At 63.7% G+C, this 23,946-nt stretch carries 21 protein-coding genes; 12 read left to right on the forward strand and 9 right to left on the reverse strand.

The features are described 5' to 3' along the window. Window positions 1–52: 52 nt before the first annotated feature. Window positions 53–976, forward strand: a complete 924-nt coding sequence (locus AT984_RS05430) for a GGDEF domain-containing protein (RefSeq protein ID WP_082679809.1) — start codon at window positions 53–55, stop codon at window positions 974–976. Next, window positions 973–2,076: an AraC family transcriptional regulator gene (locus AT984_RS05435; protein ID WP_082679810.1), complete on the forward strand. Its 1,104-nt coding sequence runs from the start codon at window positions 973–975 to the stop codon at window positions 2,074–2,076. Before AT984_RS05430 ends, AT984_RS05435 begins: the two co-directional genes overlap by 4 nt. 34 nt (window positions 2,077–2,110) lie before the next feature. Here the strand turns inward: AT984_RS05435 and AT984_RS05440 are convergent, their stop codons facing one another. Then, window positions 2,111–3,244, reverse strand: a complete 1,134-nt coding sequence (locus tag AT984_RS05440; RefSeq protein WP_058719218.1) for a PEP-CTERM sorting domain-containing protein — start codon at window positions 3,242–3,244, stop codon at window positions 2,111–2,113. A gap of 435 nt (window positions 3,245–3,679) precedes the next feature. Here AT984_RS05440 and AT984_RS05445 point away from each other — a divergent pair, with 435 nt between their 5' ends. Then, window positions 3,680–4,300 carry a glutathione S-transferase gene (locus tag AT984_RS05445; protein ID WP_058722113.1) on the forward strand — a complete coding sequence of 207 codons (621 nt, stop codon included), beginning with the start codon at window positions 3,680–3,682 and terminating at the stop codon, window positions 4,298–4,300. Between the two features lie 20 nt (window positions 4,301–4,320). On the opposite strand, the gene AT984_RS05450 is transcribed toward AT984_RS05445, so the two are convergent. Together AT984_RS05450 and AT984_RS05455 are read right to left on the reverse strand one after the other, a co-directional pair. After that, window positions 4,321–5,070 carry a hypothetical protein gene (locus AT984_RS05450; RefSeq protein ID WP_058719219.1) on the reverse strand — a complete coding sequence of 250 codons (750 nt, stop codon included), beginning with the start codon at window positions 5,068–5,070 and terminating at the stop codon, window positions 4,321–4,323. 53 nt (window positions 5,071–5,123) lie between these two features. Continuing rightward, window positions 5,124–6,128 (reverse strand): alpha/beta hydrolase family esterase, encoded by a 1,005-nt coding sequence (locus AT984_RS05455; RefSeq protein WP_058719220.1) that lies wholly within the window; start codon window positions 6,126–6,128, stop codon window positions 5,124–5,126. A 336-nt stretch (window positions 6,129–6,464) separates the two neighbouring features. Between AT984_RS05455 and AT984_RS23205 the strand changes: the two genes are divergently transcribed. From AT984_RS23205 to AT984_RS05475, 4 genes are all read left to right on the forward strand, one after another. Continuing rightward, on the forward strand, window positions 6,465–7,499 hold the full coding sequence (locus tag AT984_RS23205; protein WP_197418251.1) for a tetratricopeptide repeat protein: 1,035 nt from the start codon (window positions 6,465–6,467) through the stop codon (window positions 7,497–7,499). Between the two features lie 13 nt (window positions 7,500–7,512). Next, a complete protein-coding gene (locus AT984_RS05465; protein WP_058719222.1) occupies window positions 7,513–7,923 on the forward strand; it encodes a hypothetical protein in 411 nt (136 codons plus the stop codon). A 204-nt stretch (window positions 7,924–8,127) separates the two neighbouring features. Continuing rightward, a complete protein-coding gene (locus tag AT984_RS05470) occupies window positions 8,128–9,117 on the forward strand; it encodes a sensor histidine kinase (protein WP_231741534.1) in 990 nt (329 codons plus the stop codon). Beyond that, window positions 9,114–9,893: a LytR/AlgR family response regulator transcription factor gene (locus tag AT984_RS05475; protein ID WP_058719224.1), complete on the forward strand. Its 780-nt coding sequence runs from the start codon at window positions 9,114–9,116 to the stop codon at window positions 9,891–9,893. Before AT984_RS05470 ends, AT984_RS05475 begins: the two co-directional genes overlap by 4 nt. A gap of 77 nt (window positions 9,894–9,970) precedes the next feature. Here AT984_RS05475 and AT984_RS23825 read toward each other — a convergent pair whose 3' ends face one another. The 3 genes from AT984_RS23825 to AT984_RS05490 all read right to left on the reverse strand — a co-directional run bounded on the left by AT984_RS23825 (window position 9,971) and on the right by AT984_RS05490 (window position 14,653). Next, window positions 9,971–11,767 carry a methyl-accepting chemotaxis protein gene (locus AT984_RS23825; RefSeq protein ID WP_058719225.1) on the reverse strand — a complete coding sequence of 599 codons (1,797 nt, stop codon included), beginning with the start codon at window positions 11,765–11,767 and terminating at the stop codon, window positions 9,971–9,973. Window positions 11,768–11,949: 182 nt separating this feature from the next. Beyond that, complete coding sequence (locus AT984_RS05485; protein WP_058719226.1) at window positions 11,950–12,867, reverse strand: GGDEF domain-containing protein; 918 nt, start codon at window positions 12,865–12,867, stop codon at window positions 11,950–11,952. A gap of 232 nt (window positions 12,868–13,099) precedes the next feature. Continuing rightward, window positions 13,100–14,653, reverse strand: a complete 1,554-nt coding sequence (locus AT984_RS05490; protein ID WP_058719227.1) for a fumarate hydratase — start codon at window positions 14,651–14,653, stop codon at window positions 13,100–13,102. 131 nt (window positions 14,654–14,784) lie between these two features. On the opposite strand from AT984_RS05490, the gene nhaA reads away from it, so the two are divergent. Then, window positions 14,785–15,963 carry a Na+/H+ antiporter NhaA gene (gene nhaA, locus AT984_RS05495; protein ID WP_058719228.1) on the forward strand — a complete coding sequence of 393 codons (1,179 nt, stop codon included), beginning with the start codon at window positions 14,785–14,787 and terminating at the stop codon, window positions 15,961–15,963. Window positions 15,964–15,969: 6 nt separating this feature from the next. On the opposite strand, the gene AT984_RS05500 is transcribed toward nhaA, so the two are convergent. Beyond that, window positions 15,970–16,599 (reverse strand): TIGR00645 family protein, encoded by a 630-nt coding sequence (locus AT984_RS05500; RefSeq protein WP_058719229.1) that lies wholly within the window; start codon window positions 16,597–16,599, stop codon window positions 15,970–15,972. A gap of 216 nt (window positions 16,600–16,815) precedes the next feature. On the opposite strand from AT984_RS05500, the gene acs reads away from it, so the two are divergent. Then, window positions 16,816–18,777, forward strand: coding sequence for an acetate--CoA ligase (gene acs, locus AT984_RS05505; protein WP_058719230.1), 1,962 nt, complete (start codon window positions 16,816–16,818; stop codon window positions 18,775–18,777). A gap of 273 nt (window positions 18,778–19,050) precedes the next feature. Here acs and AT984_RS05510 read toward each other — a convergent pair whose 3' ends face one another. Continuing rightward, window positions 19,051–19,380 (reverse strand): c-type cytochrome, encoded by a 330-nt coding sequence (locus tag AT984_RS05510; protein WP_058719231.1) that lies wholly within the window; start codon window positions 19,378–19,380, stop codon window positions 19,051–19,053. Window positions 19,381–19,591: 211 nt separating this feature from the next. On the opposite strand from AT984_RS05510, the gene AT984_RS05515 reads away from it, so the two are divergent. The 3 genes from AT984_RS05515 (at window position 19,592) to AT984_RS05525 (ending at window position 22,724) form a co-directional block, all read left to right on the forward strand. Further along, window positions 19,592–19,846, forward strand: coding sequence for a TIGR04438 family Trp-rich protein (locus AT984_RS05515; RefSeq protein ID WP_058719232.1), 255 nt, complete (start codon window positions 19,592–19,594; stop codon window positions 19,844–19,846). A gap of 4 nt (window positions 19,847–19,850) precedes the next feature. Further along, window positions 19,851–22,136, forward strand: coding sequence for an NHL repeat-containing protein (locus tag AT984_RS05520; protein WP_082679811.1), 2,286 nt, complete (start codon window positions 19,851–19,853; stop codon window positions 22,134–22,136). An 87-nt stretch (window positions 22,137–22,223) separates the two neighbouring features. Next, window positions 22,224–22,724, forward strand: coding sequence for an OmpA family protein (locus tag AT984_RS05525; RefSeq protein ID WP_058719233.1), 501 nt, complete (start codon window positions 22,224–22,226; stop codon window positions 22,722–22,724). A 126-nt stretch (window positions 22,725–22,850) separates the two neighbouring features. Here AT984_RS05525 and selD read toward each other — a convergent pair whose 3' ends face one another. Further along, a complete protein-coding gene (gene selD, locus AT984_RS05530; protein WP_058719234.1) occupies window positions 22,851–23,921 on the reverse strand; it encodes a selenide, water dikinase SelD in 1,071 nt (356 codons plus the stop codon). Window positions 23,922–23,946 lie beyond the last annotated feature (25 nt).

Below are 23,946 nucleotides of genomic sequence, written 5' to 3' on the forward strand. Positions count from 1 at the left end.
CAACACTGCTTTGTGACGACCCTGTCACATTCGCTCGTTAGCATGCGCAGCGATGGTTTCAGCGCGCGCCTTTCTCAAACTCTTGCAGCCCGGCCCCCTGGCCCCCGTGCTGGGGCTGAGCCATATCGCTCATCTACTGGCTTTGCCGATGGCTGCGCTGCTCTGGGCTTTTGCCAATTTGGGTGAGTTCAAACCGCTGGCGCAATGGCGCTGGGTGGACATCGTGGGCGAAGGCGGCATGGGGGTGATGGCGGGGGTATGGCTCTTCCAACTGCGCCTGAGTCGCCCGGGTGGGCGCGTGACCGATCTGCTCTGCCTTGGCCTGGCTGCCATCTTGCTCGGTCAGTGGGTGGACTTGTTGGACGAGTTCTGGCGCCTGCCCAAGGCCATTGTTTGGGACAACTGGCTCGAATCGACGCTGGTGCCCTTGGGCGCCTTGCTCCTAACCCTGGGCCTGCATCACTGGCGCCAGGAACAGCGGGCGCTGACCGAGCAATTGCTCAAGCGCGAACGCTTGTTCCGCGAGCATCGCAGCATGGATGGCATCACCCAGCTGGGTGATGCGAACTATTTGCAAGCGCAGATCGCGCTTGAGCAAGGCATGCGCCGGCCCGGTGCCTTGCTGATGTTGAGCCTGAAGGGCTTTGACTCAGTGGCGCGTGAACTGGGCCTGGCTGAGGCCGACCGCTTGCTGCAAGCCGTCAGCCATTTGCTGCTCTTGAATTTGCACCCAGACGATTTGCTGTGCCGTTATGCGGCCGACCGCTTCTGCGTATTGATGCCGGGCTCTGACGGCCAAGCCGCGCGCTTGCAGGCCGAGCATCTGCGCCAGGCCCTCAGCAGCCTGGCTCACCACAGCCGCAGTGGCCAGCGCCTGCAACTCAGCGGCCAGAGTGCCTGGGCCGAGATGAGCCTGAGCCGCCCGCCCGAGCAGCAATTGCTGGCATTGGCGCATGAGTTGCGGCAGGCGCCATGAGCAGCCCGGTGGTGACGCAGCCGCCGGTGGCCGACTCCGCGCAAGACCTGGCGCTGGCGGCGGCCCTGAGTGGCTTGCTGCCGCCGCCAGCGCCGGTGGCGTCAAAACCCTATCAACTCAGCAGCCCTTGCCTGGCCTGGGAGCATTGGCCGGTCTTGCTGCTGGAGTTTGCGCGCAGCCGCGGCCTCAGGCCGGCTGAGCTGCAAGAGGCGGCGGGCCTGGGCGCCGCTGGCACGGCGCCGGCCTTGCTCAGCCCCCAGCAGCTCTTGCGCTTGATGGCGGTGGTGCAGCAAGAGTTGGCCTCGGCCGACACGGCCTTTGTGTTGGGCCAGCTGAGCCTGCCCGGCCACTACGGCCTGCCCAGCCATGCGCTGAGTCAGGCCGAGAATTTGGGCCAGGCCCTGGAGTTGCTGATCACGCACGCCGGGCGCTTGTCGCCGCTGCTCACGCCGCGCCTGCTGCGCCATGGCGACGAGATCATTCTGCTGTGGACCGAGGCTTGCGGCTTGCCCGCGGCGCAGCGCGGCTTTGTGGTCGATTTGCAGATGAGTGCGGTCACCGCCATGTGCCAATGGTTGGGGGGTGTGCGCCTGCCTTGGTGCTACAGCTTCAACCGCACCCAGCCGCGTGATTTGTCGCAGCATGCGGTGTTTCTGGGGCCTGAGCTGCAGTTCGATTGCCAGGTGGATGCGATGCGCTTGCCCGCGGCCTGGCTGGGCAAGACCTGGCCCCGTGGGGTGCAAGGCGGCATGGCTGCCCAGGCGCTGGCGCAAGGGGCCGAGCCCGCGGCGCGCGCGCGCGGCCTGCTGGCCGCCCTCTACGATCATCTGCTGCCGCGCTATCGCGAAGCGCCCTCACTGGACGAGGCTGCCGCGTTCTTTGGCGTCAGCAGCGCCACCTTCAAGCGCCACCTGGCCCAGCATGGCACCCATTACCAGGCCCAGGTCGACCAGGTGCGCACCCATGTCGCGCTTTACCTGCTCCTGCTGCAAGGGCGCAGCAATGAGGGGGTGGCTCTGCAACTGGGCTTTCACGACCGCAGTAACTTCCGCCGCTCATTCAAGCGCTGGACCGGGCTGGTGCCCAGTTTGCTGGCCTGAGGGCAGGGCGCTGCGGCGCGAGACCCCGCGCAAATCAAACGCCTTGCTTGCGGCGAATCAAGAATCCCATAGCAGCCAGTCCGGCCAGGATCAGGGCCAAGGTCTTGGGCTCTGGGACAGCCGCGAGATTGCCGTTCAGATTGACTGCGCCGTTCTGCGCACCGAGGTAGTGGCCCACATCGGCGCCAAGGGGGTTGGAGTCATTGCCTTCAAGAATGGCGTGGTGATCTTCCGGGTCGTAGACGCCGCCAAAGTCATAGAACTCATAGCGCCTCAGAATAGAAGCGGCCTTGGGGCCGACGGGTACGCCGTAACCGCTCTCCAATACGCCGGAGAGTGGGTTGCCCGGGTCCTTTTGCAGCAATTGCCATTCAGTCTCGGTGTGCATATTGTTGATGGCGGCATTGCCGCCGACCAAGTCCTCAAGCTTTGGTGTGTCTTCCAACTCGGTTGTGAAGACCTTGACCCAGAGCGCATCGCCCCATTGAGGCTCGGGCTTTTCCGGCGCTTGAATCGGGGCCGGCGCTTGCACCACGGCGGCAACCACCGGCGGGGCAGGTGGCTGGCCAGCAGGGGGAGGTGGGGCGGGGAGCACGTTCCAAACCGGGGCCGGCAAGTTCACCACGCCGTTGTTCAGGATGCCGGAGTTGGGGGCGGTTTCCGTCAACCAGCTATAGGTTGTTTTGCTGGCGTTCTTGGTCGTGCCGACGCCGAAGTGGTCGCAGGGTGTCGTCGCGTTGTAGCCCAGCCCGCCACCTGACCAACAGTTGTCACCCGGCGTCATGAAGCTGCCGCTGGGTGTGCCGTAGTCCCAGGCGCTGCCGTTGAAAAGCCCTTGGTAGATGACCTTGGTGCCGAAGACCGCGCCGTTTGTGTATTCGACGATCGTTGGCGAGCCATAGCGCTCAACGCTGCCGGGCCCGAAGCCCCGGCCGGTGGGGAAGCCTCGCCCAGGGCCACCAAAGGTGTCGGTGATATCGCTGGCATGCAGGCCTTCGAGTTCGATCTCGAAACCGTGGGCGGTCTTGCCGGTGTCATTGATGACATCGAAGTTGCCGAGAAAGCCGATCACGGCGGCTGACGCCGGGCTTGGCGCCAGCGATATCAAGACCGCGCTCGCAATACCACTCAGGTTTGCTGCGACCGATTGAGAATTCGAGACTCGCATATCAACTCCTGTTCTAGCGGGAGCCGCGCCCGGCCATGATTGGCCGAGTGGTGCCCTCACTAATGCTCCAAGACTGTTTGCCCAACTGCCAGCGCTTGGCTGCTTTGCTCCATGCATTGAAATGGAGCAAGGGAGAGATGGCGCTGCAGCCATCGGCCTCTCGCCACGACTCAATTCGCGAGCGCTAGCGATTGCCGAGCATGAGCCTGCCATGGCGCTTTGCGTTGATCCTGGTCAACAAAAAGCTTGCAAGGGCCACGCATTCAGCGCAGCCACCCGACGAGGCCGTCAATCGCCCAGTTTTGGGCTTGTCAGCCGGGCTTGCTGGTCCTTGCCAAAGGCAGCGGGCCGCGCTGAAGCCGTTACGCATTCGGCGTAGCATGCGCAACACGCTTCAACCCCGCCTGCCTCAGGCATACCCACCCGATGATCACCATGCCGCAACTCAAACTGACCTACTTCGACACCCACGGTGGCCGTGGCGAGCCCGCACGCCTGGCCATGCGGATTGGCAATATCCCTTTCGAGGACGACCGCTTCCCATTTGCTGAGTTCGCCGAAGTTCGCAAGTCCACGCCCTTCGGCCAGGTGCCGACCTTGCACGTCGATGGCCAGCAAGTCACGCAGAGCGATGCCATCACCCGCTATGTCGGCAAGCTGGCCGGCCTCTACCCGACGGATGCCTATCAGGCCTTGTTGTGCGATGAGGTCATCGATGCGCTGGAGGATGTCAACGTCAAGCTGGGTCAGACCTTTGGCCTGCAGGCGGATGCCTTGAAGCTGGCGCGCGAGGCCCTGGTTCAAGGTCCGCTGACGCTCTACCTGTGCTGGCTGCAGACCCAGCTGCGCGCGCGCGGCGGCCAATACTTTGCCGACCAGCGCCTGACCATTGCCGACCTGAAGGTGTTTGTGCTCGTGCGCTGGCTCAACTCCGGCCGCCTGGACCATGTGCCCACCGATTTAGTGGCGCGGGTCGCGCCCGATTTGCTGGCCCATCTGGAGCGCGTCGCCGCGACCCCGGCCATCCAGCAGTACTACGCCAGCGTTCAAGCCTAATCAGGCCAGGCCCGATCAGCTCAAGCGCCCTGCAGGCCTGCTGACTTATGCAGCCGGCGGCGCTTGGAGGCGCCGTAGCCGACATGGCCCAGCCAGTAGAGCAGCAAGGCCAGGATCAGCAGCGCCGGCACATTCAACAAGCCGGACTTTTGCACCGCCTTCGGGAACACCTGCGGCTGACCCAGGAAGAGCGAATTGGCTGCGATGAACAAGGCCACCGTCATGCGCCAGAGATGGCGCGCCAGGCGGGTGGCGCCAGTGACACCGCGCTTCAGAATCAGGCGCAGATCGCCCACCGCCGCCAGGCTGCCGATGATCATGAACATGACGAACGCCGCGCCCGGCTGGCCGTCCAGCATGCCGCGTGGGTTTTGCATGGCGAGCCAAAAGAAGTAGGCGCCTGCGCCGGTGATGCTCAGCGAGCTCAGCAACAGGCTGTAGTCGAAGCCGCCGATCTGGCCCGGTTTGCGCTTGACCGCCATCCAGGAGCTCAAGACCAGATAGAAGGTCAGGATGCCGGCGATCACCGAGGCGCGTTCGGGTGTCGGCAGAAACGGCGCCACGCAGGCGCCGATGCCGGACATGATCAGCATTGATACGACAAAGATCTTGCCGATCAGCCGATGCAGCGGCGTGCCCTTGCGGAACACAAAGGCGGCCGCGCCGGACAAGATGCCGACGCTGCCGGCGCCGATATGCAGATACAGCACAGCCGCAGCGGCGGCGTGAACCAGAGGGGAACTCTCGGGGCTGATGGTGAGGACCGTCATGTTGTTCTCAATAACTTCTAAATTCAGTGCAAAAACGTACTGGCTTGGTCGGCTTAGCTGGGCTGCCGCTCGAAGAAGGCCCAGATCATGGCCGGGCCATTCGGCTCCATCGGTGAGGGGCCCAGCAAGCGCGGGCGCTGCGAGTAGGGTTGCGGCAGGCCATGGCCGCCGCCATGAATGCTCACGAGCACCACCTCGGCCTTGCCATCGCTCTTGCTGCTGTTGTTGGCCGGGCTCCAGCGGTTCTGCTCAACACGCACACCGGCCGCAACGAGCTTCTCGCTGCTTTGGGGGGCGCCGCCCAGCTGGGCCCAATCGGCGAAATACTGCGCCGAGGCGCGGGATGAAATGATCGGGCCGCCCTTGTAGAACAGGCCCAGCAAATTGATCTCGCCGCCGGCATAGGGCACCAAGGGGTCTTCAGTCCCGTTCATGATCATCACCGAGGTGGCTTCATGCGCCGCCGGCTTGCATTGGAAGTTCTGCGGCGCCGGTATGTTGGCAACCACGGCGGCCACCGCCTTGTAGCGGCTCGGCTGCTCCAACGCCAGGCGCATCGCCATCGAGCCGCCGTTGGAAACGCCGGCCGCAAACACACGCGCCGGGTCGAGCACCAGCTCGGCGACCAATTTGTCGACCAGGGCGGCCAAGAAGCCCACGTCGTCGCCGCGGACGCCGTTCAGTTCCTTGTCACCGATGCGGCTGCAGTCGTTCCAGTCAGAGGCGTAGGCCTTGGGGTAGACGAGGGCGAAGCCATGCTGGTCGGCCAGGCGTTCAAACGCGTAGCCGGTGCCGACGCGGATCTGGCCGGGGCCTTCACCCGAGCCATGCATCACCAAGACCAGCGGCGCGCCCTTGGGCAGGTCCTTGGGTATATAGGTTCGGTAGCTGCGCTTCACGCCGGCCACTTCGATGGTGGCCTTGGTCAAGCTGCCGGACAGTTGCGGCAATTCGGGATCGGGTGTGTAGAGGAAGTAGGCGAACAGGCTGGCCAGCACGGCCAGCAGCGCAGTCAGGGCCAAGAAGCCTCGCAGCAGGAAACGCAGAACTTTTTTCATGACAAGGCTCTCTGTGGAGTAAGGGGCCGACTGTGCCCTGCCAGTGGGCGCGCGGCCAAGCCATGCCGGATCGGAGACGCAATTACAGGGATGAGTGACGCCCGGCCAAGACCAGCGGCGCCTGCGGCCGCTGATCCGCGGGCCGCGCCATCTTGGCGCCACTCGTCCGGCAGCACCGTGGCTGAAAACCCGCGCTTCGTGGCTCGTCGGGGCGGCTGTGTATGCGTCGGGCCTGCTCAACACAATGGCACCGTCTTCCCGAATTCCTGCATTTCGCAGCGCCGGCTTGTTCTTGCTGTCGCAGCTTCAAGCCCCTCACAACACCGCAGCACTGCCATGACGACTCAAAACTCTCAAGCCCGCACACCCGGTTCAATCAATAGTGTTTTGGCCAGCTTGGCGCTGGCGACGGCGCTTGGTTCCGCCCATGCGGCCGTCTTCAAAGACGCGCAACTGGAGGCCTTGCAAGACGCAGGCAAGTTCAGCGAACTGGAGCAACTGGCCCAGGCTCGCCTGAAGGTCAATGCCGCCGATGCCGAAGCCAGTGCGGCCTTGGCCCTGGCGCTGAGCTTCAGCGATGCCGGTGACGCCAAGAGGCTTGAGGCCGGCGCCAAGCAGGCCAAGCTGTGTGTGGACCAGCACCCGAATGTGGCGGTTTGCCATCTGGCGACGGCGCAGAACCTCGGCCTGCAGATGCTCAGCCTGGGCATGTTCAAGGCCATGCGCATGCTGGACAGCTTGAAGGCGGCCTGGATCCGCACGCTGGAGCTGGACCCGGGCAGCTTCACCGGCCGGGTGCAACTGGCCAAGCTCTATCTGACCGTGCCCGGCATGATGGGCGGCAGCGTCAGCAAGGCCAAAGACTTGGAAGCCGCCGTGCGTACCAGCCAGCCCGAAACGGCGCGCCTGATCCGCGCTTTCATTGCCGGTGAGGCCAAGCAGTGGGGCGAGATGGAGCGGGAGTTGGCAGGGCTTAAGCCCGGCAAGGAGTCCGCCATGCAAGATGAGGTCCGCGAAGCCACGATGCAATTGGCGCTGACGTTTTTGAAAGATGGCAAAGATTTGGCCAAGGCTAAGAGCTTGTACGAGGGCCTGATTCGTGATCAGCCCAGCAAGGCCAGTGGCTATTACGGGCTGGCGCGTGTCCATGCCGCCCAAGGTCAAACCGAGGAGGCGATTCGCAGCCTGGAGCGCGCCAAGACGCTGAGCGGTGCCGAGGACTATCCCATAGACCACCGTCTGGGTGACGCCTATCTGGCCAAGGGTGACAAGGTGCAGGCCAAGGCGGCCTACGAGCGCTTCATCGCCAACAAGCGCGCGAACCCGGCCAATGTCGACGATGCCCGCAAGAGCCTGGCCAAGCTCGGCTAAAGGAGGAATGAAGATGATCGACCAAGACCTTCCCGTTTGGCGCCTGAACCTGCTGCGCGCTTTCTACTTGCTGATCACCGTGGGGCTGGCGCTCAGCTGGGGACCGGTCATGCGGCAGTACAGCGAGCAATGGGCGCAGCGCAGTGGCGTGTTGGCGGCGATGTTGCTCGGCCTGGCCATGCTCTGTGTCTGGGGGCTGCGCTATCCGCTGCAGATGCTGCCGCTGCTGATCTATGAGCTGGTCTGGAAGGCGCTGTGGTTGCTGGTGATTGCCTACCCGCTGTGGCGGGGTGGGGCGATGACGCCGAATGTGCAAGAGACCGCTTTTGCCTGCTTGATGGGCATAGTGCTGACGCCGTTGGTGCTGCCATGGCGCTATATCGCCCACCATTACTTCAGCAAGCCCGCGCAGCGTTGGCGTTAGGTCGGGGCCTTCTTTGTTTTCTTGGCCAGGCTGTCCGTCGCCGCCTCCCTCACAGGCGCTGCACCAGCTCCCCGCCATTCACTCGAGTATTCTGCCGTGATGCCATCCTCTACAAACGCTCCAATCAGTGTTCTGCCGCTGTCCTTCAATTGGCGAGCTCTGTTCGGTTGGCGCCGTGTGCGCACGGTCGCCACGATCTGTATCTTGCTGACTTTTCTGCTCAATCTCACGTACTCGAACTTCACGTTTCGCCTGCCCCTGCGGGTGTTTGTCACCGGCCTGGTGGTGCTCTTGGCCTTTGGCTTGTTCGAGCAATGGCCTCGTCGATTGCCCAAGTGGCTGGCGCGCTGGGCCTTGCAGGTGCTGGCTGTTGGCTTGGTGGTGCCGGTCTCGGTCTTTCTGTTTTACAAGCTGGGCACGGCGGCGGGCGCCCCGGAATTTTGGGATGAACCGCAGCGCCTGATGGGCTTCATGACCATGACGTTTTCCGGCACGCTTTTGGCGCCCTGGGTGGCTTTGACCGCGCTGCTGCGCCAGCGTGAGGCCAAGGTGGAAAAGCAGGCGATTGACTTCGATCTGGAGCGCAGCGAGCTGGCCCGTCAGGCGCTGGACGCCCGCATGCGCCTGCTCACGGCTCAGGCACAGCCGCACTTTTTGTTCAACACCCTGGCCAATGTGCAGGCCCTGGTGGAGGCGGGTTCACCGCGCGCGCCGCAACTGCTGCAAAGCCTCACGGACTATTTGCGCGCCGCCGTGCCGCGCCTGGACGGCTCGGCCAACACGCTGGGTCAGGAACTGGAGCTGGTGCGGGCCTATCTGGAGCTGATGCAGATGCGCATGCCGGATCGCCTGGCCTTTGCGTTGCACATCGGCGCCGGCGTGCATCTGCTGCGCTGCCCGCCGATGAGCTTGCTGACCCTGGTGGAGAATGCCGTGCAGCACGGCATTGACCCGAGCGAAGAGGGCGGCCGTATCGATGTGTATGCGGAGCTGCTGGACGCTGGCCGTTGCCGCCTGCGCGTGGTGGACACCGGTGTGGGCCTGCAGGCCACCGGCGGCGGCCTAGGCACCGGCCTGGCGGCGCTGCGTGAACGCCTGCACTGGGCCTACGGGGGCACGGCCAGTTTGGAGCTGCGCGAGGTGGAACCGCATGGGGTGCAAGTGACGATTGAATTTAGTGAGCCCAAGCCATGAGCCTGACCGCCCCGACCGCACTGATTGCCGATGATGAGCCGCTGTTGCGCGAGATCCTCGAGGCCCGCCTGGCCGCCACCTGGCCCGAGCTGCAAATCGTCGCGCAAGCCCGCAATGGCCGCCAGGCGATCGAGATGTTCGAGCAGCATCAACCGACGATCTGTTTTCTCGATGTGCATATGCCGGGCTTGAGCGGCGTGGAGGTGGCCCGCCATATCGGCAAACGCGCGCACTTGGTCTTCGTCACCGCTTTTGACCAATATGCCTTGGAGGCTTTTGAGCATGGCGTGCTCGACTATCTGGTCAAGCCGGTCACCGCGGCGCGCTTGAGCGAAACGGTAGCGCGCCTGAAGGCTCGCTTGCAACAGGCCCAGCCCGCCGTGCATTCAGAAGCCTTGCTGACGCAATTGGCCGAGCGGCTCAAGCTCGACAAGCCCGAAACCCTGCGCTGGGTGCGCGCCAGCGTGGGCGCCTCGCTGCGCATGATTCCGGTCGATGACATCGATTACTTGAAGAGCGATAGCAAATACACCTTGGTCGCCTACCGCGACGAAGGCCAGGTGGCGGAAGCCCTGATCCGCATGCCGCTGAAGGATTTGCTGACCCAGCTTGACCCCCATCAGTTCGCCCAGGTGCACCGCTCGGTGGTGGTCAATCTGCGCGCGATACGCCGCGTCACCCGGGGCGAGAACGAGACCGCCGACATTGAGCTCAAAGGCCGCAGCGAGCGCCTGCCGGTGAGCCGCAGTTATTTGTCTCTGTTCAAAGAGATGTAGGCGGCAGGAAGGCAGGCCTTGCCAGGAGAGCGGCAAAGCCTTGCCGGTCACCTGGGCGTATGGCGGAGCTGCCGGGTTCAGCTGATCTTGAAGCTGCTCACTACCTCGCTGAGGTGGGCGGCCTGATCCTTCAGGCTCTCGGCGGCAGCGGCGGACTGCTCGACCAGCGCGGCGTTCTGCTGCGTCATCTGGTCCAGCTGCGAGATGGCCAGATTGATCTCGTCGATGCCGCGGCTCTGCTCGGCCGCGGCGGCGCTGATGTCGGCAATGATGGTGGTGACACTGGCAACGCTGCCAACGATCTCGTCCATGGTGCTGCCCGCTTGCGCAACCTGTCGGGCGCCTTCCTCCACCCGGTCCACACTGGTGCCGATCAGGCCTTTGATTTCTTTGGCCGCTTCCGCGCTGCGCTGCGCGAGTGAGCGCACTTCGGACGCCACCACGGCAAATCCACGCCCTTGCTCACCGGCACGGGCTGCTTCAACGGCGGCATTCAAGGCCAGGATATTGGTTTGGAAGGCAATGCCGTCGATGGTGCCGATGATGTCGGCAATGCGCTTAGAGCTATTGCTGATGTCGTTCATGGTGGTCACCACCCGTCCCACCGCGACGCCGCCACGATTGGCAATGTCTGCTGAGGTGCTGGCGTGGCCGCTGGCCGCATTGGCGCTCTCGGTGCTTCGGTGCACCGTTTCGGTCAGGCTTTCCATGGCCGAGGCGGTTTGCTCCAGATTGCTGGCGGTCTGCTCGGTGCGAGCGCTCAGATCCTGGCCGCCGACGGCGATCTCCCGCGAGGCCACTGCGATCGACTCGGCGGTGTGGCGCACATCACGCATCACATCCTCGATCTGGCCGACAAACTGGTTGAAGGCGCGCGAGATTTCGGTCAACTCGTCTTCGCCTTCGGTGCCCAGGCGCTGGGTCAAGTCACCTGAGCCCGAACCAATCTGATCCATGGCATTGCGCACGCTGACCAAGCGCGCCAGCAGGGCCCGGACCAGCAAGGTGGCCAGAAAAGCCGCTGCCGCCACGACCAGAATCAGGCCGATGCTGGCGTTGCGCAGCAATTGCGAGAGCGCCTTCAAGGCCTCCGTCTGCTCGGCAGCGGTCACCAGGGTCCAGTCGGTGTCGCCGACCGGCGAGAACTTCAGAAAGAAGTCCTGCTCGCCAATGCGCAAGATGGGCAGGGCGTCGGCCTGTGCCTTGCCCGCCATCAAAGCTTCGATGCCCGGCGCCACCTCGTTGGCGGGCTTCAGCGCGAGCTCGGCCTTGGGGTGGGCGACGACCTTGCCGCTTTTGTCGATCAAGAAGGCAAAGCCGCTGGGTGTGGGTTTGACCTTGGCCAGATCGGCCACCACCTCATCCAAAGGCACATCCGAGCCGGCCACGCCTTTCAAGTCGCCGCCTTCGCGGATCGGCGCGGCGAAGGTCACCACCAGCTTCTTGGTGGAAGCGGCGATGTAGGGCGAGGTCAGCACCGGCTTGTCGGAGCCGGCGGCCAGCTTGTACCAGGGGCGGGCGGTGGGGTCGTAGTCGGCGGCGCGTTTGCGGTCGGGCACCGACACCATGCGTTTGTCGGCCGCACCCAGATAGGCCAGGTCCAGCACGCCGGCGCTCAGCGCTTGTTGCAAAGCCGGGCCGGGGTCGCTGGCCTGCAAAGCGGGGGCCAGGGAGGCGACGATATTCTTTTGTGAGCGTACCCAGATCGAGATCATGTCCGCATGGGTGCGGCCTTGCTCGCTGAGCTGTTCGTCAATCTGCTGCAGCACGGTGGCTTTCACCGTTTGGTAGCTGATCGTCGTGGCCAGGGCGATGGCGACAAACACGATACCGATACAGGCCGCAATCAAGCGGGACTTGATGGTCTTCAGCATGGGCAGCTCCGGCAGACAAGGCGGTCGGGCCATGATAGGGCGGGCCTGGCGGATCGCATAGCGCAAGCTGGCGTCTGCGCTCTGGGTGTTTCCCCGGCTTGGCTGCGGCGCCTTTCTCAAGCAACGGGCACATGCTCAGCCTTTGCTTTAGTCCGCAGCCAGCTTCGTGGCAGCCCCTGATGTCAGGGGCTTTGGCAGCAGCGATCGCGGCCTTCGGCCTTGGCTTCGTACAGCGCTAAGTCTGCGCGTTTGCACAGCTGCGCGACCGACTCGCCCGGGCGTGCCAGGGCCAGCCCGACCGAATAGGTATAGCCCCGCTCAGGGTGATCGGCCAAGGGGCGTGACTGGCTCACCGAGGCGTGCAGGCGCTCAAGAATGCTGTGAGCCTGGGCTTCGTCGACATCGCCCATCACCAGCATGAATTCCTCGCCGCCAATGCGGCCGCAGCCGTCACCGCGCCGGCTGCTTTGTTGCAGCAGGCGGGAAAAGTCGCGAATCACCGCATCCCCGGCGTCGTGCCCAAAGCTGTCGTTGATGGCTTTGAAGTGGTCCAGGTCCAGCAGCGCCAGGGCCAAGGAGGTTGCACTTTGGTTCAAGGCCGCCACCTGCTGCTCCAACTGCTGCATCACATGGCGGCGATTGCTGATGCCGGTTAAGGGATCGCTCTGGGCCGCACGCAAGGCTTTGTCGCGCTCTTGCCGCAAAGCCCGGTCATCGACCTTCAGCGCCGTGATGTCGCAGGCGCTGCACAGCATCCAGCCATTGGCGTGGGTGGTCTCGCTCATCCAGATCCAGCGCCCATCGCGCAGATCGGCCTCGAAGGATCGAAACGCTTGCTTGCCCCGCCGTGACGCGGCCGCCGCCAACCAGGTTTCTTGATCGTTTGAAGACACCACATTGCCGCAGCCTTTGGCCAGATTGGCGCGCATCAGGTCGATCCAGCGCGTGCGGCCGTCCGGCCGGGTGTCAAAGGCCTGGCAAAAGGCCGGGTTGGCATAGCGCAGCACATCGTCCTGATCGAACAACGCCGTAGGCGCCGGGCTGTCCTCATGCAGCGCCATCAGGTGGCGGGCCAACTCATCGCTCGAGGGGAGTTCCATGCGTGAAGGGGGCGTGTGCGGCACGAAAGGGTGCAAGGAAGATTCTGCGCCGCTTGAGCGGTTTGCGGGGCAATTTGCGCTGAGACGATCAAGCTCAAGCGCACAAGTTCACAGGCTTAAGCCAAATGGCTCGGCGTAGCGGACAAAAAAAGGCAGGAGGCCTCGCGGATCGCGATGCCTCCTGCCCTTGGCAGCGGTTCAATTCAGAGCCGGCTGAATGCGCTCAATTTGCTCAGGCGCTGGCGATGGGGATGTTCACGCTCTTGCCGCTGGCAATGCGCTCTTTCCACTCGGCCGGGCCGGTGCTGTGGGCATTGGTGCCGCTGGCGTCCACCGCCACGGTGACGGGCATGTCCACCACGTCGAACTCGTAAATCGCTTCCATGCCCAGGTCGGCAAAGCCCACCACCGGCGCGGCCTTGATGGCCTTGCTCACCAGGTAGGCGGCGCCGCCCACGGCCATCAGATAAGCACTGCCGTTGTCCTTGATCGCTTCGATGGCAACGGGGCCGCGCTCGGCCTTGCCGACCATGGCGATCAGGCCGGTCTTCTCCAGCATCATGCGGGTGAAGCCGTCCATGCGGGTGGCGGTGGTGGGGCCGGCGGGGCCGACCACTTCTTCGCGCACCGGGTCAACCGGGCCCACGTAGTAAATCACCCGGTTGGCAAAGTCCACCGGCAGCGGCTCGCCCTTGGCTAGCATGTCGGCAATGCGCTTGTGGGCGGCGTCGCGGCCGGTCAGCATCTTGCCGTTCAGCAGCAGGGTGTCGCCGGCTTTCCAGCTGGCAACTTCGGCCTTGTCGAGCTTGTTCAGGTCAACGCGGCGACTCTTGTTGTAGTCGGGCGCCCACTGCACATCGGGCCACAGGTCCAGGCTGGGCGGGGTCATGAAGGCGGGGCCGGAGCCGTCCAGCACGAAGTGGCCGTGGCGGGTGGCGGCACAGTTGGGGATCATGGCCACGGGCTTGCTGGCGGCGTGGGTGGGGTAGGTCTTGATCTTGATGTCCAGCACCGTGGTCAGGCCGCCCAGGCCTTGGGCGCCAATGCCCAGGGCGTTGACCTTTTCGTACAGCTCGATGCGCAGCTCTTCGAGCTTGTTCTGCGGGCCGCGGGCCAGCAGATCGAACATGTCGATGTCTTCCATCAGCGACTCTTTGGCCAGCAGCATGGCCTTCTCGGCGGTGCCGCCGACGCCAATGCCCAGCATGCCCGGCGGGCACCAGCCGGCACCCATCAGAGGCACGGTCTTGAGCACCCAGTCCACCAGGTTGTCGCCCGGGTTCATCATGATGAACTTGCTCTTGTTCTCGCTGCCGCCGCCCTTGGCGGCCACCATCACGTCCACCGTGTTGCCGGGCACGATGCTGACGCTGATGACGGCGGGGGTGTTGTCCTTGGTGTTCTTGCGCTCAAAGATCGGGTCGTTCAGCACCGAGGCGCGCAGCTTGTTGTCGGCGTTGTTATAAGCCTGGCGCACGCCTTCGTTGACGGCGTCTTCCAGCGAACCGGGGAAGCCTTCCCAGCGCACATTCATGCCGACCTTGAGGAAGACATTGACGATGCCGGTGTCCTGGCAGATCGGGCGGCGGCCTTCGGCGCACATCTTCGAGTTGGTCAGGATTTGCGCGATCGCATCCTTGGCGGCCGGGCTTTGCTCGCGCTCGTAGGCGCGCGCCAAATGGGCGATGTAGTCGGCCGGGTGGTAGTAGCTGATGTACTGCAGGGCGGCGGCCACGCTTTCAACCAGGTCGGCGTAGCGGATGGGGGTGGAGCTTGAGGTAGTCATAGGTGCGCTGGGCTTAGGGGAGACCGTGTCCGCGCGAGCCAAAGCCTGGGTCGCGCTGACAAAAAACTCTGAGACACTGCCCGCCAGTTTACTGAATACCGCGCCCTTGGTCGGTGCGCCTGGAGAGACCTATGCTGATGACACAGTCACTACGAAAGTTTTTTGCCAGCGAATCCAGCAGCGGCATCGTGCTGGCCTTGGCGGCGATTTTGGCGCTGATCATCAGCAACAGCCCCCTGAGCCATCTCTACCAGGGCTTCACCCAGATCAATGGTGAGTTGCGTCTTGGCACTGACGCCCTGGTGCTGAAAAAGCCGCTGATCGTCTGGGTCAATGACTTGTGGATGGCGGTGTTTTTCTTGCTGGTGGGCCTGGAGATCAAGCGCGAGTTCGTGGCGGGCGAGCTGGCCAGCCTGAAGCAGGCAATCCTGCCGGCGGTGGCCGCCCTGGGCGGCATGGTCGTGCCAGCGCTGATTTATGTGGGCTTCAACTGGAGCGATGCGCAGGCCTTGCGCGGCTGGGCGATTCCCGCGGCCACGGATATTGCTTTTGCCATCGGTATCTTGATGCTCTTGGGCTCGCGGGTGCCCGCGTCGCTGAAGATCTTTCTGACGGCGGTGGCCATCATCGACGACCTCGGCGCTATCGTCGTGATCGCGCTCTTCTACACCCAGCAGCTCTCACTGCCGATGATGGCGGCGGCGGGCGGCTGCTTGTTCTTGCTGTGGGCGCTGAATTTTTCCGGCGTGACGCGCAGCGATGTCTATCTGGCGGTGGGCCTGCTGCTGTGGTTGTGCGTGCTGAAGTCAGGCGTGCATGCCACGCTGGCCGGGGTGGCCACGGCGATGTTCATCCCCATGCATGACAAGCACGGCGGCTCGCCGCTTGAAACGCTGGAGCATGGCCTGCACCCTTGGGTGTCCTACCTGATCCTGCCGATGTTTGCGTTTGCCAATGCCGGCGTGTCGTTTGCCGGCATGAGCCCGGCGGCACTCTTGCAGCCGCTGCCCATGGGCATCGCCATGGGCTTGCTGGTCGGCAAGGCGGTGGGGGTGTTTGGCAGCTCGTGGCTGCTGATCAAGTTCGGGGCGGCCAGCCGCCCCTCGGGTGCCAGCTGGACGCAGTTCTTTGGCGTCTGCGTGCTCTGCGGCATCGGCTTCACCATGAGCTTGTTCATCGGCGGCCTGGCTTTTGAGGGCCTGGGGCCGGAGTTTGAAACTCAGGTCAAGCTCGGTGTCTTGGGCGGCTCGCTGCTGGCCGGGGCGATTGCCGCCTGGATCTTGCACAAGGCTGCCAATCAATCCTCCTGAGCCAGTTCAGTGCTCAGCCGGCGGGTGGCCGCTGCTGAGCAGCTTGTCGGTGTATGCAATCGCCAGTGCCGAGGCCAGGAAGGCGACGTGGATCAAGGTCTGCCACATCAGCGTCTTCTCGCTGTAGTTATCGGCGTTGATGAAGGTCTTGAGCAGGTGGATGGAGGAAATGCCGATGATGGCGGTGGCCAGCTTGACCTTGAGCACCGAGGCATTGACATGGCTGAGCCATTCCGGCTGATCCGGGTGGCCGTCCAGATTCATGCGCGACACAAAGGTTTCGTAGCCACCCACGATCACCATGATCAGCAGGTTGGAGATCATCACCACGTCGATCAGGCCCAGCACGACCAGCATCAAAATCGTCTCGTTGAGCTTGGCGATGGGCTCGTAGCCGATCACCGCGCCGGACATATCCTTGATCGCCGTGGCCTTGTAGCCAATGCTTTTCACCAAGGTGGCCAAGGCCTCTTGGTTGCCAAAAGCGGACTCGATCAGATGCACCAACTCGGTCCAGAACTGGAACACATACACGGCTTGCGCCAGGATCAGGCCCAGATAGAGCGGCAGCTGCAACCAGCGGCTGGCGAAGATCAAATTAGGGAGTGGGCGCAGGTGGGTGGGGGGCGTGGACATGGATTCCTCGAGTCTTTGGGGTGAGCGATTCTAAGAACTTGTCCGTCAACTGCCGTGCGCGGCCATTGACGGAGAAGTTCGCTGGGTCAGCATTGTGTCGATTTGAGTAAGCGCTTCGTCAGAGATGCGATGCACAGTCGCGTCAATGCCTTGCGAATTGAATGACATTCAGCGCGAGCACGGATTGCAGATTAACCCCTCAGAGGAGACAAGCTCATGACTCAGAACGCCCAATATCTGCCCAGCGCCGAATGGCAGGCGAACGCCCACGTCAAGGGCATGGCGGGCTACCAAGCCCTGGTTGACGAGGCCGAGAAGGACTACGAAGGTTATTGGGCCCGCCTGGCGCGCGAGTTCGTCAGCTGGCAAACCCCCTTCACCAAGACGCTCAACAGCAGCGAAGCCCCGTTCTTCAAGTGGTTTGAAGACGGCAAGCTCAATGTGTCCTACAACTGCCTGGACCGTCATATCGAGGCCGGCAAGGGCGACAAGACCGCGCTGATTTTTGAAGCCGACGACGGTGCCGTTACCAAGGTCACTTACAGCGAACTGCTCGGCCGCGTGGCCCAGCTGGCCAATGCGCTGAAGGCGCGTGGCGTCAAAAAGGGTGACCGCGTGGTCATCTATATGTCTATGTCCATCGAAGGCGTGGCCGCCATGCAGGCTTGCGCCCGCATCGGTGCCACCCACTCGGTGGTGTTCGGTGGCTTCTCGGCCCAGAGCTTGCGTGACCGCATCCAGGACGCCGGCGCCGTGATGGTGATCACCGCCGATGAGCAAGCCCGTGGCGGCAAGGCTTTGCCGCTGAAGGCCATTGTTGACGAAGCCCTTGAAGGCGGCGTCTGCCCGACCCTGCGCGACGTGATTGTTTACAAGCGCACCGGCGGCAAGATCAATTGGGTGGAAGGCCGCGATCTCTGGCTGCACGATGTGCTGCAAGGCCAGGCCTCGGTGTGCGAACCCGAGTGGGTGGAGGCCGAGCATCCCCTGTTCCTGCTCTACACCTCCGGCTCCACCGGCAAGCCCAAGGGCGTGCAGCATTCCACCGGCGGCTATCTGCTGTTTGCCGCGTTGACCACCAAATGGACCTTCGACCTGAAGGATTCCGATGTGTTCTGGTGCACCGCCGACATCGGCTGGGTCACCGGCCACAGCTACATCACCTACGGCCCGCTGGCTCTGGGCGGCACCGAGATCGTTTTCGAAGGCGTGCCCACCTACCCGGATGCCGGCCGCTTCTGGCAGATGATCGAGAAGCACAAGGTCACCGTCTTCTACACCGCGCCGACCGCCATCCGCTCGCTGATCAAGGCCGCCGAAGGCAATGCCGCCGTTCACCCTGATCGTTATGACCTCAGCAGCCTGCGCTTGCTGGGTTCGGTGGGCGAGCCCATCAACCCCGCTGCCTGGGAGTGGTATCACAAGCATGTCGGTGGCGGCCGTTGCCCCATCGTTGACACCTTCTGGCAGACCGAAACCGGCGGCCACATGATCACGCCGCTGCCGGGTGCGACCCCGCTGGTGCCGGGCAGCTGCACCTTGCCCTTCCCGGGCATCACCACCGCCATCGTGGACGAAATGGGCAATGATGTGCCCAACGGTACCGGCGGCATTCTGGTGGTGAAGAAGCCTTGGCCGTCGATGATCCGCACCATCTGGAACGACCCCGAGCGTTTCAAGAGCAGCTACTACCCCGCTGAGCTGAAGGGCTACTACCTGGCCGGCGACGGCGCCATCCGTGACGCCGAGACGGGCTACTTCACCATCACCGGCCGCATCGATGATGTGCTGAACGTGTCCGGCCACCGCATGGGCACGATGGAAATCGAATCGGCCCTGGTGAGTTGCACTGACTTGGTGGCCGAAGCCGCCGTGGTCGGCCGCCCGGACGACACCACCGGCGAAGCCATCTGCGCCTTCGTGGTGCTCAAGCGTGCTCGTCCTGAAGGCGACGAAGCCAAAGCCATCGCCAAGCAATTGCGCGACTGGGTGGCCAAGGAGATTGGCCCCATCGCCAAGCCCAAGGACATCCGCTTTGGTGACAACTTGCCCAAGACCCGCTCTGGCAAGATCATGCGCCGCCTGCTGCGCTCGGTCGCCAAGGGCGAGTCCGTCACCCAGGACACCAGCACCTTGGAGAACCCGGCCATCCTCGATCAACTCGGTCAGGCTTACTGAGCGATTGATTGAGGCCACGCGGTAGCGTGGTGGCGCGAGAGCGCGGGCGGGTTCGGGGCTCACTCATATCGCGAAGCGATGTGGGAGAGCACCAAAACCCGGCCATCTTGCGAATCAACTCGGTCAGGCTTACTGATTGATTGCTTGAACAAGCAGGGCATAGCAACCGCCCTTGCTAGTCCCAGAAAAAAAAGGCCCGCCGGATCACTCCGGCGGGCCTTTTACTTGTCTGGCTGATGAGTCGGCGCCAAAGCGGCGCCGCTAGCGCGCGCTTTACTTGAGCGACAGCACCCAGGTCGCCAACTGCTTGGCTTCGGCTTCATTGACTTGCGTGTTGGCAGGCATAGGCACGGGGCCCCAGACGCCGGCGCCGCCCTTGACGATCTTGGCCGACAAAGTGGCCACGGCGGCCTTGTCCTTGGCGTACTTGGCTGCCACATCCTTGTAGGCGGGGCCGACCAGCTTCTTGTCGACTGCGTGGCAGGCCATGCAGTTCTTCTTTTGCGCCAGTTCGGCACTGGCCAAGGCCGGGCCGGCCACCAGGCCGATGCTCAGGCCGGCACAGGCCAGCGACAGGGTGCGGGAGAACGTGGACAGTTTCATTTTTTTCCTTTCAAAAGGCACAGCAAAAAACGGGTTCGAGGAGATGTGGACTACAGTCTTGTGCCAATCAGTTCAACACGGCGATGCCGGCCTCAGTGTAGTGTGGCCGGCGGGCTGATTTGAGTTTGAACTGCGCGGTGTGCGCCCATGAGGGGCGGCAGCAGAACTTGTTTTGACCTGGCTCGGTCAAGCGGCTTGGAGAGCGGAAATCATGTGGTTTGTATCGATCGGTGTGGTCTTGTTGGCGCTGAAGATTCTTGATGTGGCGCCGGTGGCCGATTGGAGCTGGTGGGCCTTGTGCGTCCCCTTCGCTTTGGCCGCGGCATGGTGGACCTTTGCCGACGCCAGCGGTTTGACCCAGCGCAATGCCATGCGCCAAATGGATGAAAAAAAGGCTCAGCGCCGCGCCCGCTCGATGGACGCCCTGGGCCAGATCGATCCCAAGGCCAAGAAAAAGGGCAAGTGAGGACATGGCTTTGTCCTCGTTTGCTTCGAGTTCCCGCAGTCGCTCACGTTCACCCTGGCTTATTCCCCTCGCACTGATCCTCACGCTGCTGCTGGCCGCCGGGCTGGCGGTGCGAATCTGGCTTGGCCACCATCCTGAACAGGCCGCCAAGCCGATATTCAAAAAGGTGGTGCCCCTGGTCGTGCCCACGCCCTTCGGTGGGGTGGCGTCCGTGGGCCTGCTGGCCGGTGACGGCCACAGCGGCAAGCTTGACCGGAGCGCGGGATCAGCCAGCTCTGCGCGCTTTTCTGACCCCTACGGTCTGGCTCTGAGCGCAACGGGCGTGTTGTTTGTCGCCGATGGCGGCGACAACAACAGCATCCGCCGCGTCTTGCCCAGTGGCGAGGTCAGCACCTGGGCCGGCAGCGGGGTGGAGGGCTGGCGGGACGGCCCGGCCGCGCAAGCCGCCTTCCACACCCCCAGCGGCTTGGCGCTTGACCGCCAGGGCAATCTCTTGGTGGCGGATACCGGTAACCACTTAATTCGCAAAATCACGCCAGAGGGTGTGGTCAGCACCTTGGCCGGTGATGGCCAGCCCGGCTGGCGCGACGGTGCGGCTAATCAGGCCCGCTTCAATGGCCCATTAGGTGTGGCGGTGGATGGCCAGGGCCGCGTCTACGTGGCGGACAGCTATAACGACCGCATTCGCGTCATCTCACCGCAGGGCCAGGTCAGCACTCTGGCCGGCGGCATGCCTGGTTATCAGGACGGGCAGGGCGAGCAAGCCCGCTTCGATATGCCCACTGCCTTGGCGCTGGATGCTCAGGGCCAGCTGTGGGTGAGCGACGCGCGCAACAATGCCTTGCGCCGCATCACGCCCGAGGGTCAGGTCAGTACCCTGCTGCGCACCGACCCGGATTTGCCAGCTGATGAAGACAAGCCCTTGTGGCGGCCGATGAGTATTGCGGTGGCGCATGACGGCTTTTTGTATGTGGGCGTGCAAAGAAACGGCGCTTTGCTGCAGGTGTCGCCCGCCGGTGAGGTGCATGTATTGAGCCGAGGCCCCAGCGTTCGCTTTGGCCGCATCACCGGTTTGGCGCTGGACCCGGCCGGACCGGTCTATTTGGCTGACGCCGCCAGCTACCGCGTGCACCGCCTCTTGCCGCAAATGCCCTCGGCGGAGTTGCCGAACTCGGTGCTGGCGGCCGGTGCGGGTGCCGTTGCTGGCGTCGGCCCGGCCAGCGATCTGGCCTTGCCCGCTACCGCGCAGCGTTGGCCCGTGCAGCCACAACTGAGCTGGCATGAGGTGGTGGGTACGCCCGGCGAGGTGCGTGGCAATTACCGCGGCGAGAGCCGCGATCATCTGCACGAAGGCCTGGATGTGCGCGGCGATGTGGGCAGCGAGGTGCTGGCAATTGCCGACGCCAAAGTGGCCAGCCCGTTGGCGACCTGGGCCTTGGGCGCCCAGGGTGAGGGCTTGGCTCTGGATCGCTTGAGCTATATCCACATGAAGGTGGGGCGTGACGCCAAGGGCCGGGTCTTCGATCCGGCTCGCTTCCTGCTGCAAGTCAACGAGGCGGGCAAGCCCGAGCGCATGCGGGTGCGGCGCGGCACCCGTTTCGCGGCGGGCGACAAGCTCGGCAGCATCAACAGCATGGCCCATGTGCATCTGGCTTTGGGTGTCGGTGGCTACCAGCTCAATCCCCTTCAGCTGGGCTTTGCCGGCATGCGGGACACGGTGGCACCGGTGATCGAGGCGGTGGCGCTTTACGACGTCTCGGGTCGCAAGCTGGGCGCGCCTGAGCCTAACGCCGCCAAGCCCGCCAAGCCTGGCAAGGGTAGCAACAAAGCTCAAGCACAGGCACAGGCCAAACTACCCGCTCGTTTGCAAGTTCAGCGAGACGAGGCCGGGCTGCAAATCGTGGTGGAAGCCTGGGATCAGGTGGACGACAACGAGCCGCGCCGCCGCCTGGGCCTGCACAGCCTGGGTTATCAAGTCCTGTTGCCCGATGGCCAGCCTGCGCCCGGTTTTGAGCAGCCCCGCATGACCCAGAGCTTCGACCGCATGCCGGTGGACGACGAGGCGGTGAAGCTGATTTACGCGCCCAGCAGCGGCATCACCGTGCATGGCGCTGCGGTGACCCGCTTCCGTTATGTGGCGACGAACTCGGCCATCGGGGGTCAGGTCTCAATAGGGCGCTGGTTGATCCGCGATTTGCCGGCAGGGGACTACATCTTGCGCATTCATGCCCAGGATTTTTCAGGCAATAAAGCTTTGCGGGGCCGGGATGTGGCGGTGACTTTGTACTAGGTCACGGCCGAACTCGGGCAGGCCTCTAGAATCAGATTTGAATTCGAATTTTTCACCGGTTTTCATTCACTTTTTATTGGAGTTTTCATGGCATCTGAACAACAAGACGACAGCCAACGCGCCGCCCTGTGGATCGTCGGCCTAGTGGTGGCTGCAGTGCTGCTGGTGCTGCTGGGTCGCATCGTGTTCAATCAAATGCACCGTGGCTCGGCCGCTCCTGCGGCTGTGGTGCAGGTCGAAGAAGTTGAGCTGATCGACATCCCGCTGAGCGGCGATCTGGTCGGCACCGTGTTCTTCGCCACCGCCGAGTACAGTGTGCCGGCTGAGGCCGCTGCCGATCTGGCCAAGGCCATCGAAGTGCTGCTGGCCGCCCCCGGCCGCAAGATCGTGATCGCCGGTTTCCATGACGCCAGCGGTGACCCAGCCAAGAACGTGGCGTTGGCCAAGGCCCGCGCTGTGGCAGCCCGCAATGCCTTGAAGGATGCCGGCGTGGAACCTGCGCGCGTGCTGTTGCGCAAGCCTGAATCGACCTTGGCTGACGGCCCGGCCGAGCAGGCCCGTCGTGTGGAAATCCGTTTGATCGACTGAGTGTTGAGCACTCGCGCTGTCGAGTTGGCCATGTATGCGATCGACTCGCAGCCAGGAACAAGAAAGCCGCCCTCGGGCGGCTTTTTCTTTTCTTGCAGCTGGCTTGGCTGCTTGCTTAAGCCGGTATCAAGCCTTGACCAGCAAGGGCTTGGCCCCTTCCGCACGCTCTTGCACCTGGCCCAGCACCGTGGCCTGGGCAAAGCCGTGGCGGGCGAAGATGGCCAGCACCTCGGGCAAGCAAGCCGGGTCGCAAGACACCAGCAGGCCGCCGCTGGTTTGCGGGTCGCTCAGCAGGGCTTGCGGGATGCCGCTCAACTCAGGCGCTAGCTCGATCTCGTGGCCGTAAGCGGCCCAGTTGCGGCCGGAGGCGCCGGTGATGAAGCCCTGGCCGGCCAACTCGGCCACGCCAGACAACAGCGGCACTTGCGGCCAGTCGATCTGCACTTGCAGGCCCGAGCCGCGCGCCAGCTCCAGCGCATGGCCAGCCAGACCGAAGCCGGTGACGTCGGTCAGCGCATGCACGCCGTCCAAGGCCGCGAGGTCCGGCCCGGGCGTGTTGAGCTGCGTCGTGGTGGCCATCATCAAGGCGTAGCCTTCTGAAGAGAGGGCCTCCTTTTTCAGCGCGGCGGACATGATGCCCACGCCCAGCGGCTTGCCCAGCACCAGCACGTCGCCCGGCCGCGCATCGGCATTGCGCTTGACCTTGCCGGGGTGAATCAGACCCATGGCGACCAGGCCGTAAATCGGCTCCACCGAGTCGATGGTGTGGCCGCCGGCAATTGGGATGCCCGCGGCGCGGCAGACGCTGGCGCCACCTTCCAGAATGCGGCCGATGGTGGTGGTTGACAGCACATTGATGGGCATGCCTACCAAGGCCAGTGCCATGATGGGCCGCCCGCCCATGGCGTAGACATCGCTGATGGCATTGGTGGCGGCAATGCGGCCAAAGTCGAAGGGGTCGTCGACGATGGGCATGAAGAAGTCGGTCGTGGCGATCAGCGCTTGTTCATCGTTGAGGCGGTAGACGGCGGCATCATCGGCCGTTTCAATGCCCACCAGCAACTCGGGTGGCACCGGCATGGCCGTAGTGCCGCGCAGGATCTCGGACAAGACACCTGGCGCGATCTTGCAACCGCAGCCGCCGCCGTGCGACAAGGAGGTGAGGCGGGGTTCGGTTTTGTGATTGGACTCAGTCATGGGGCTAGGGGCGCAAAAGTGCTAT

The organism is Paucibacter sp. KCTC 42545 (assembly GCF_001477625.1).
In the GTDB taxonomy this organism is placed as follows: Bacteria; Pseudomonadota; Gammaproteobacteria; order Burkholderiales; family Burkholderiaceae_C; genus Paucibacter_A.

Excerpts from the sequence above, each read along its gene's own strand:
- AT984_RS05430 (WP_082679809.1), top strand. The coding sequence starts at position 53 with ATGGTTTCAGCGCGCGCCTTTCTCAAACTCTTGCAGCCCGGCCCCCTG.
- AT984_RS05435 (WP_082679810.1), top strand. The coding sequence starts at position 973 with ATGAGCAGCCCGGTGGTGACGCAGCCGCCGGTGGCCGACTCCGCGCAA.
- AT984_RS05440 (WP_058719218.1), bottom strand. The coding sequence starts at position 3,244 with ATGCGAGTCTCGAATTCTCAATCGGTCGCAGCAAACCTGAGTGGTATT.
- AT984_RS05445 (WP_058722113.1), top strand. The coding sequence starts at position 3,680 with ATGCCGCAACTCAAACTGACCTACTTCGACACCCACGGTGGCCGTGGC.
- AT984_RS05450 (WP_058719219.1), bottom strand. The coding sequence starts at position 5,070 with ATGACGGTCCTCACCATCAGCCCCGAGAGTTCCCCTCTGGTTCACGCC.
- AT984_RS05455 (WP_058719220.1), bottom strand. The coding sequence starts at position 6,128 with ATGAAAAAAGTTCTGCGTTTCCTGCTGCGAGGCTTCTTGGCCCTGACT.
- AT984_RS23205 (WP_197418251.1), top strand. The coding sequence starts at position 6,465 with ATGACGACTCAAAACTCTCAAGCCCGCACACCCGGTTCAATCAATAGT.
- AT984_RS05465 (WP_058719222.1), top strand. The coding sequence starts at position 7,513 with ATGATCGACCAAGACCTTCCCGTTTGGCGCCTGAACCTGCTGCGCGCT.
- AT984_RS05475 (WP_058719224.1), top strand. The coding sequence starts at position 9,114 with ATGAGCCTGACCGCCCCGACCGCACTGATTGCCGATGATGAGCCGCTG.
- AT984_RS23825 (WP_058719225.1), bottom strand. The coding sequence starts at position 11,767 with ATGCTGAAGACCATCAAGTCCCGCTTGATTGCGGCCTGTATCGGTATC.
- AT984_RS05485 (WP_058719226.1), bottom strand. The coding sequence starts at position 12,867 with ATGGAACTCCCCTCGAGCGATGAGTTGGCCCGCCACCTGATGGCGCTG.
- AT984_RS05490 (WP_058719227.1), bottom strand. The coding sequence starts at position 14,653 with ATGACTACCTCAAGCTCCACCCCCATCCGCTACGCCGACCTGGTTGAA.
- nhaA (WP_058719228.1), top strand. The coding sequence starts at position 14,785 with ATGCTGATGACACAGTCACTACGAAAGTTTTTTGCCAGCGAATCCAGC.
- AT984_RS05500 (WP_058719229.1), bottom strand. The coding sequence starts at position 16,599 with ATGTCCACGCCCCCCACCCACCTGCGCCCACTCCCTAATTTGATCTTC.
- acs (WP_058719230.1), top strand. The coding sequence starts at position 16,816 with ATGACTCAGAACGCCCAATATCTGCCCAGCGCCGAATGGCAGGCGAAC.
- AT984_RS05510 (WP_058719231.1), bottom strand. The coding sequence starts at position 19,380 with ATGAAACTGTCCACGTTCTCCCGCACCCTGTCGCTGGCCTGTGCCGGC.
- AT984_RS05515 (WP_058719232.1), top strand. The coding sequence starts at position 19,592 with ATGTGGTTTGTATCGATCGGTGTGGTCTTGTTGGCGCTGAAGATTCTT.
- AT984_RS05520 (WP_082679811.1), top strand. The coding sequence starts at position 19,851 with ATGGCTTTGTCCTCGTTTGCTTCGAGTTCCCGCAGTCGCTCACGTTCA.
- AT984_RS05525 (WP_058719233.1), top strand. The coding sequence starts at position 22,224 with ATGGCATCTGAACAACAAGACGACAGCCAACGCGCCGCCCTGTGGATC.
- selD (WP_058719234.1), bottom strand. The coding sequence starts at position 23,921 with ATGACTGAGTCCAATCACAAAACCGAACCCCGCCTCACCTCCTTGTCG.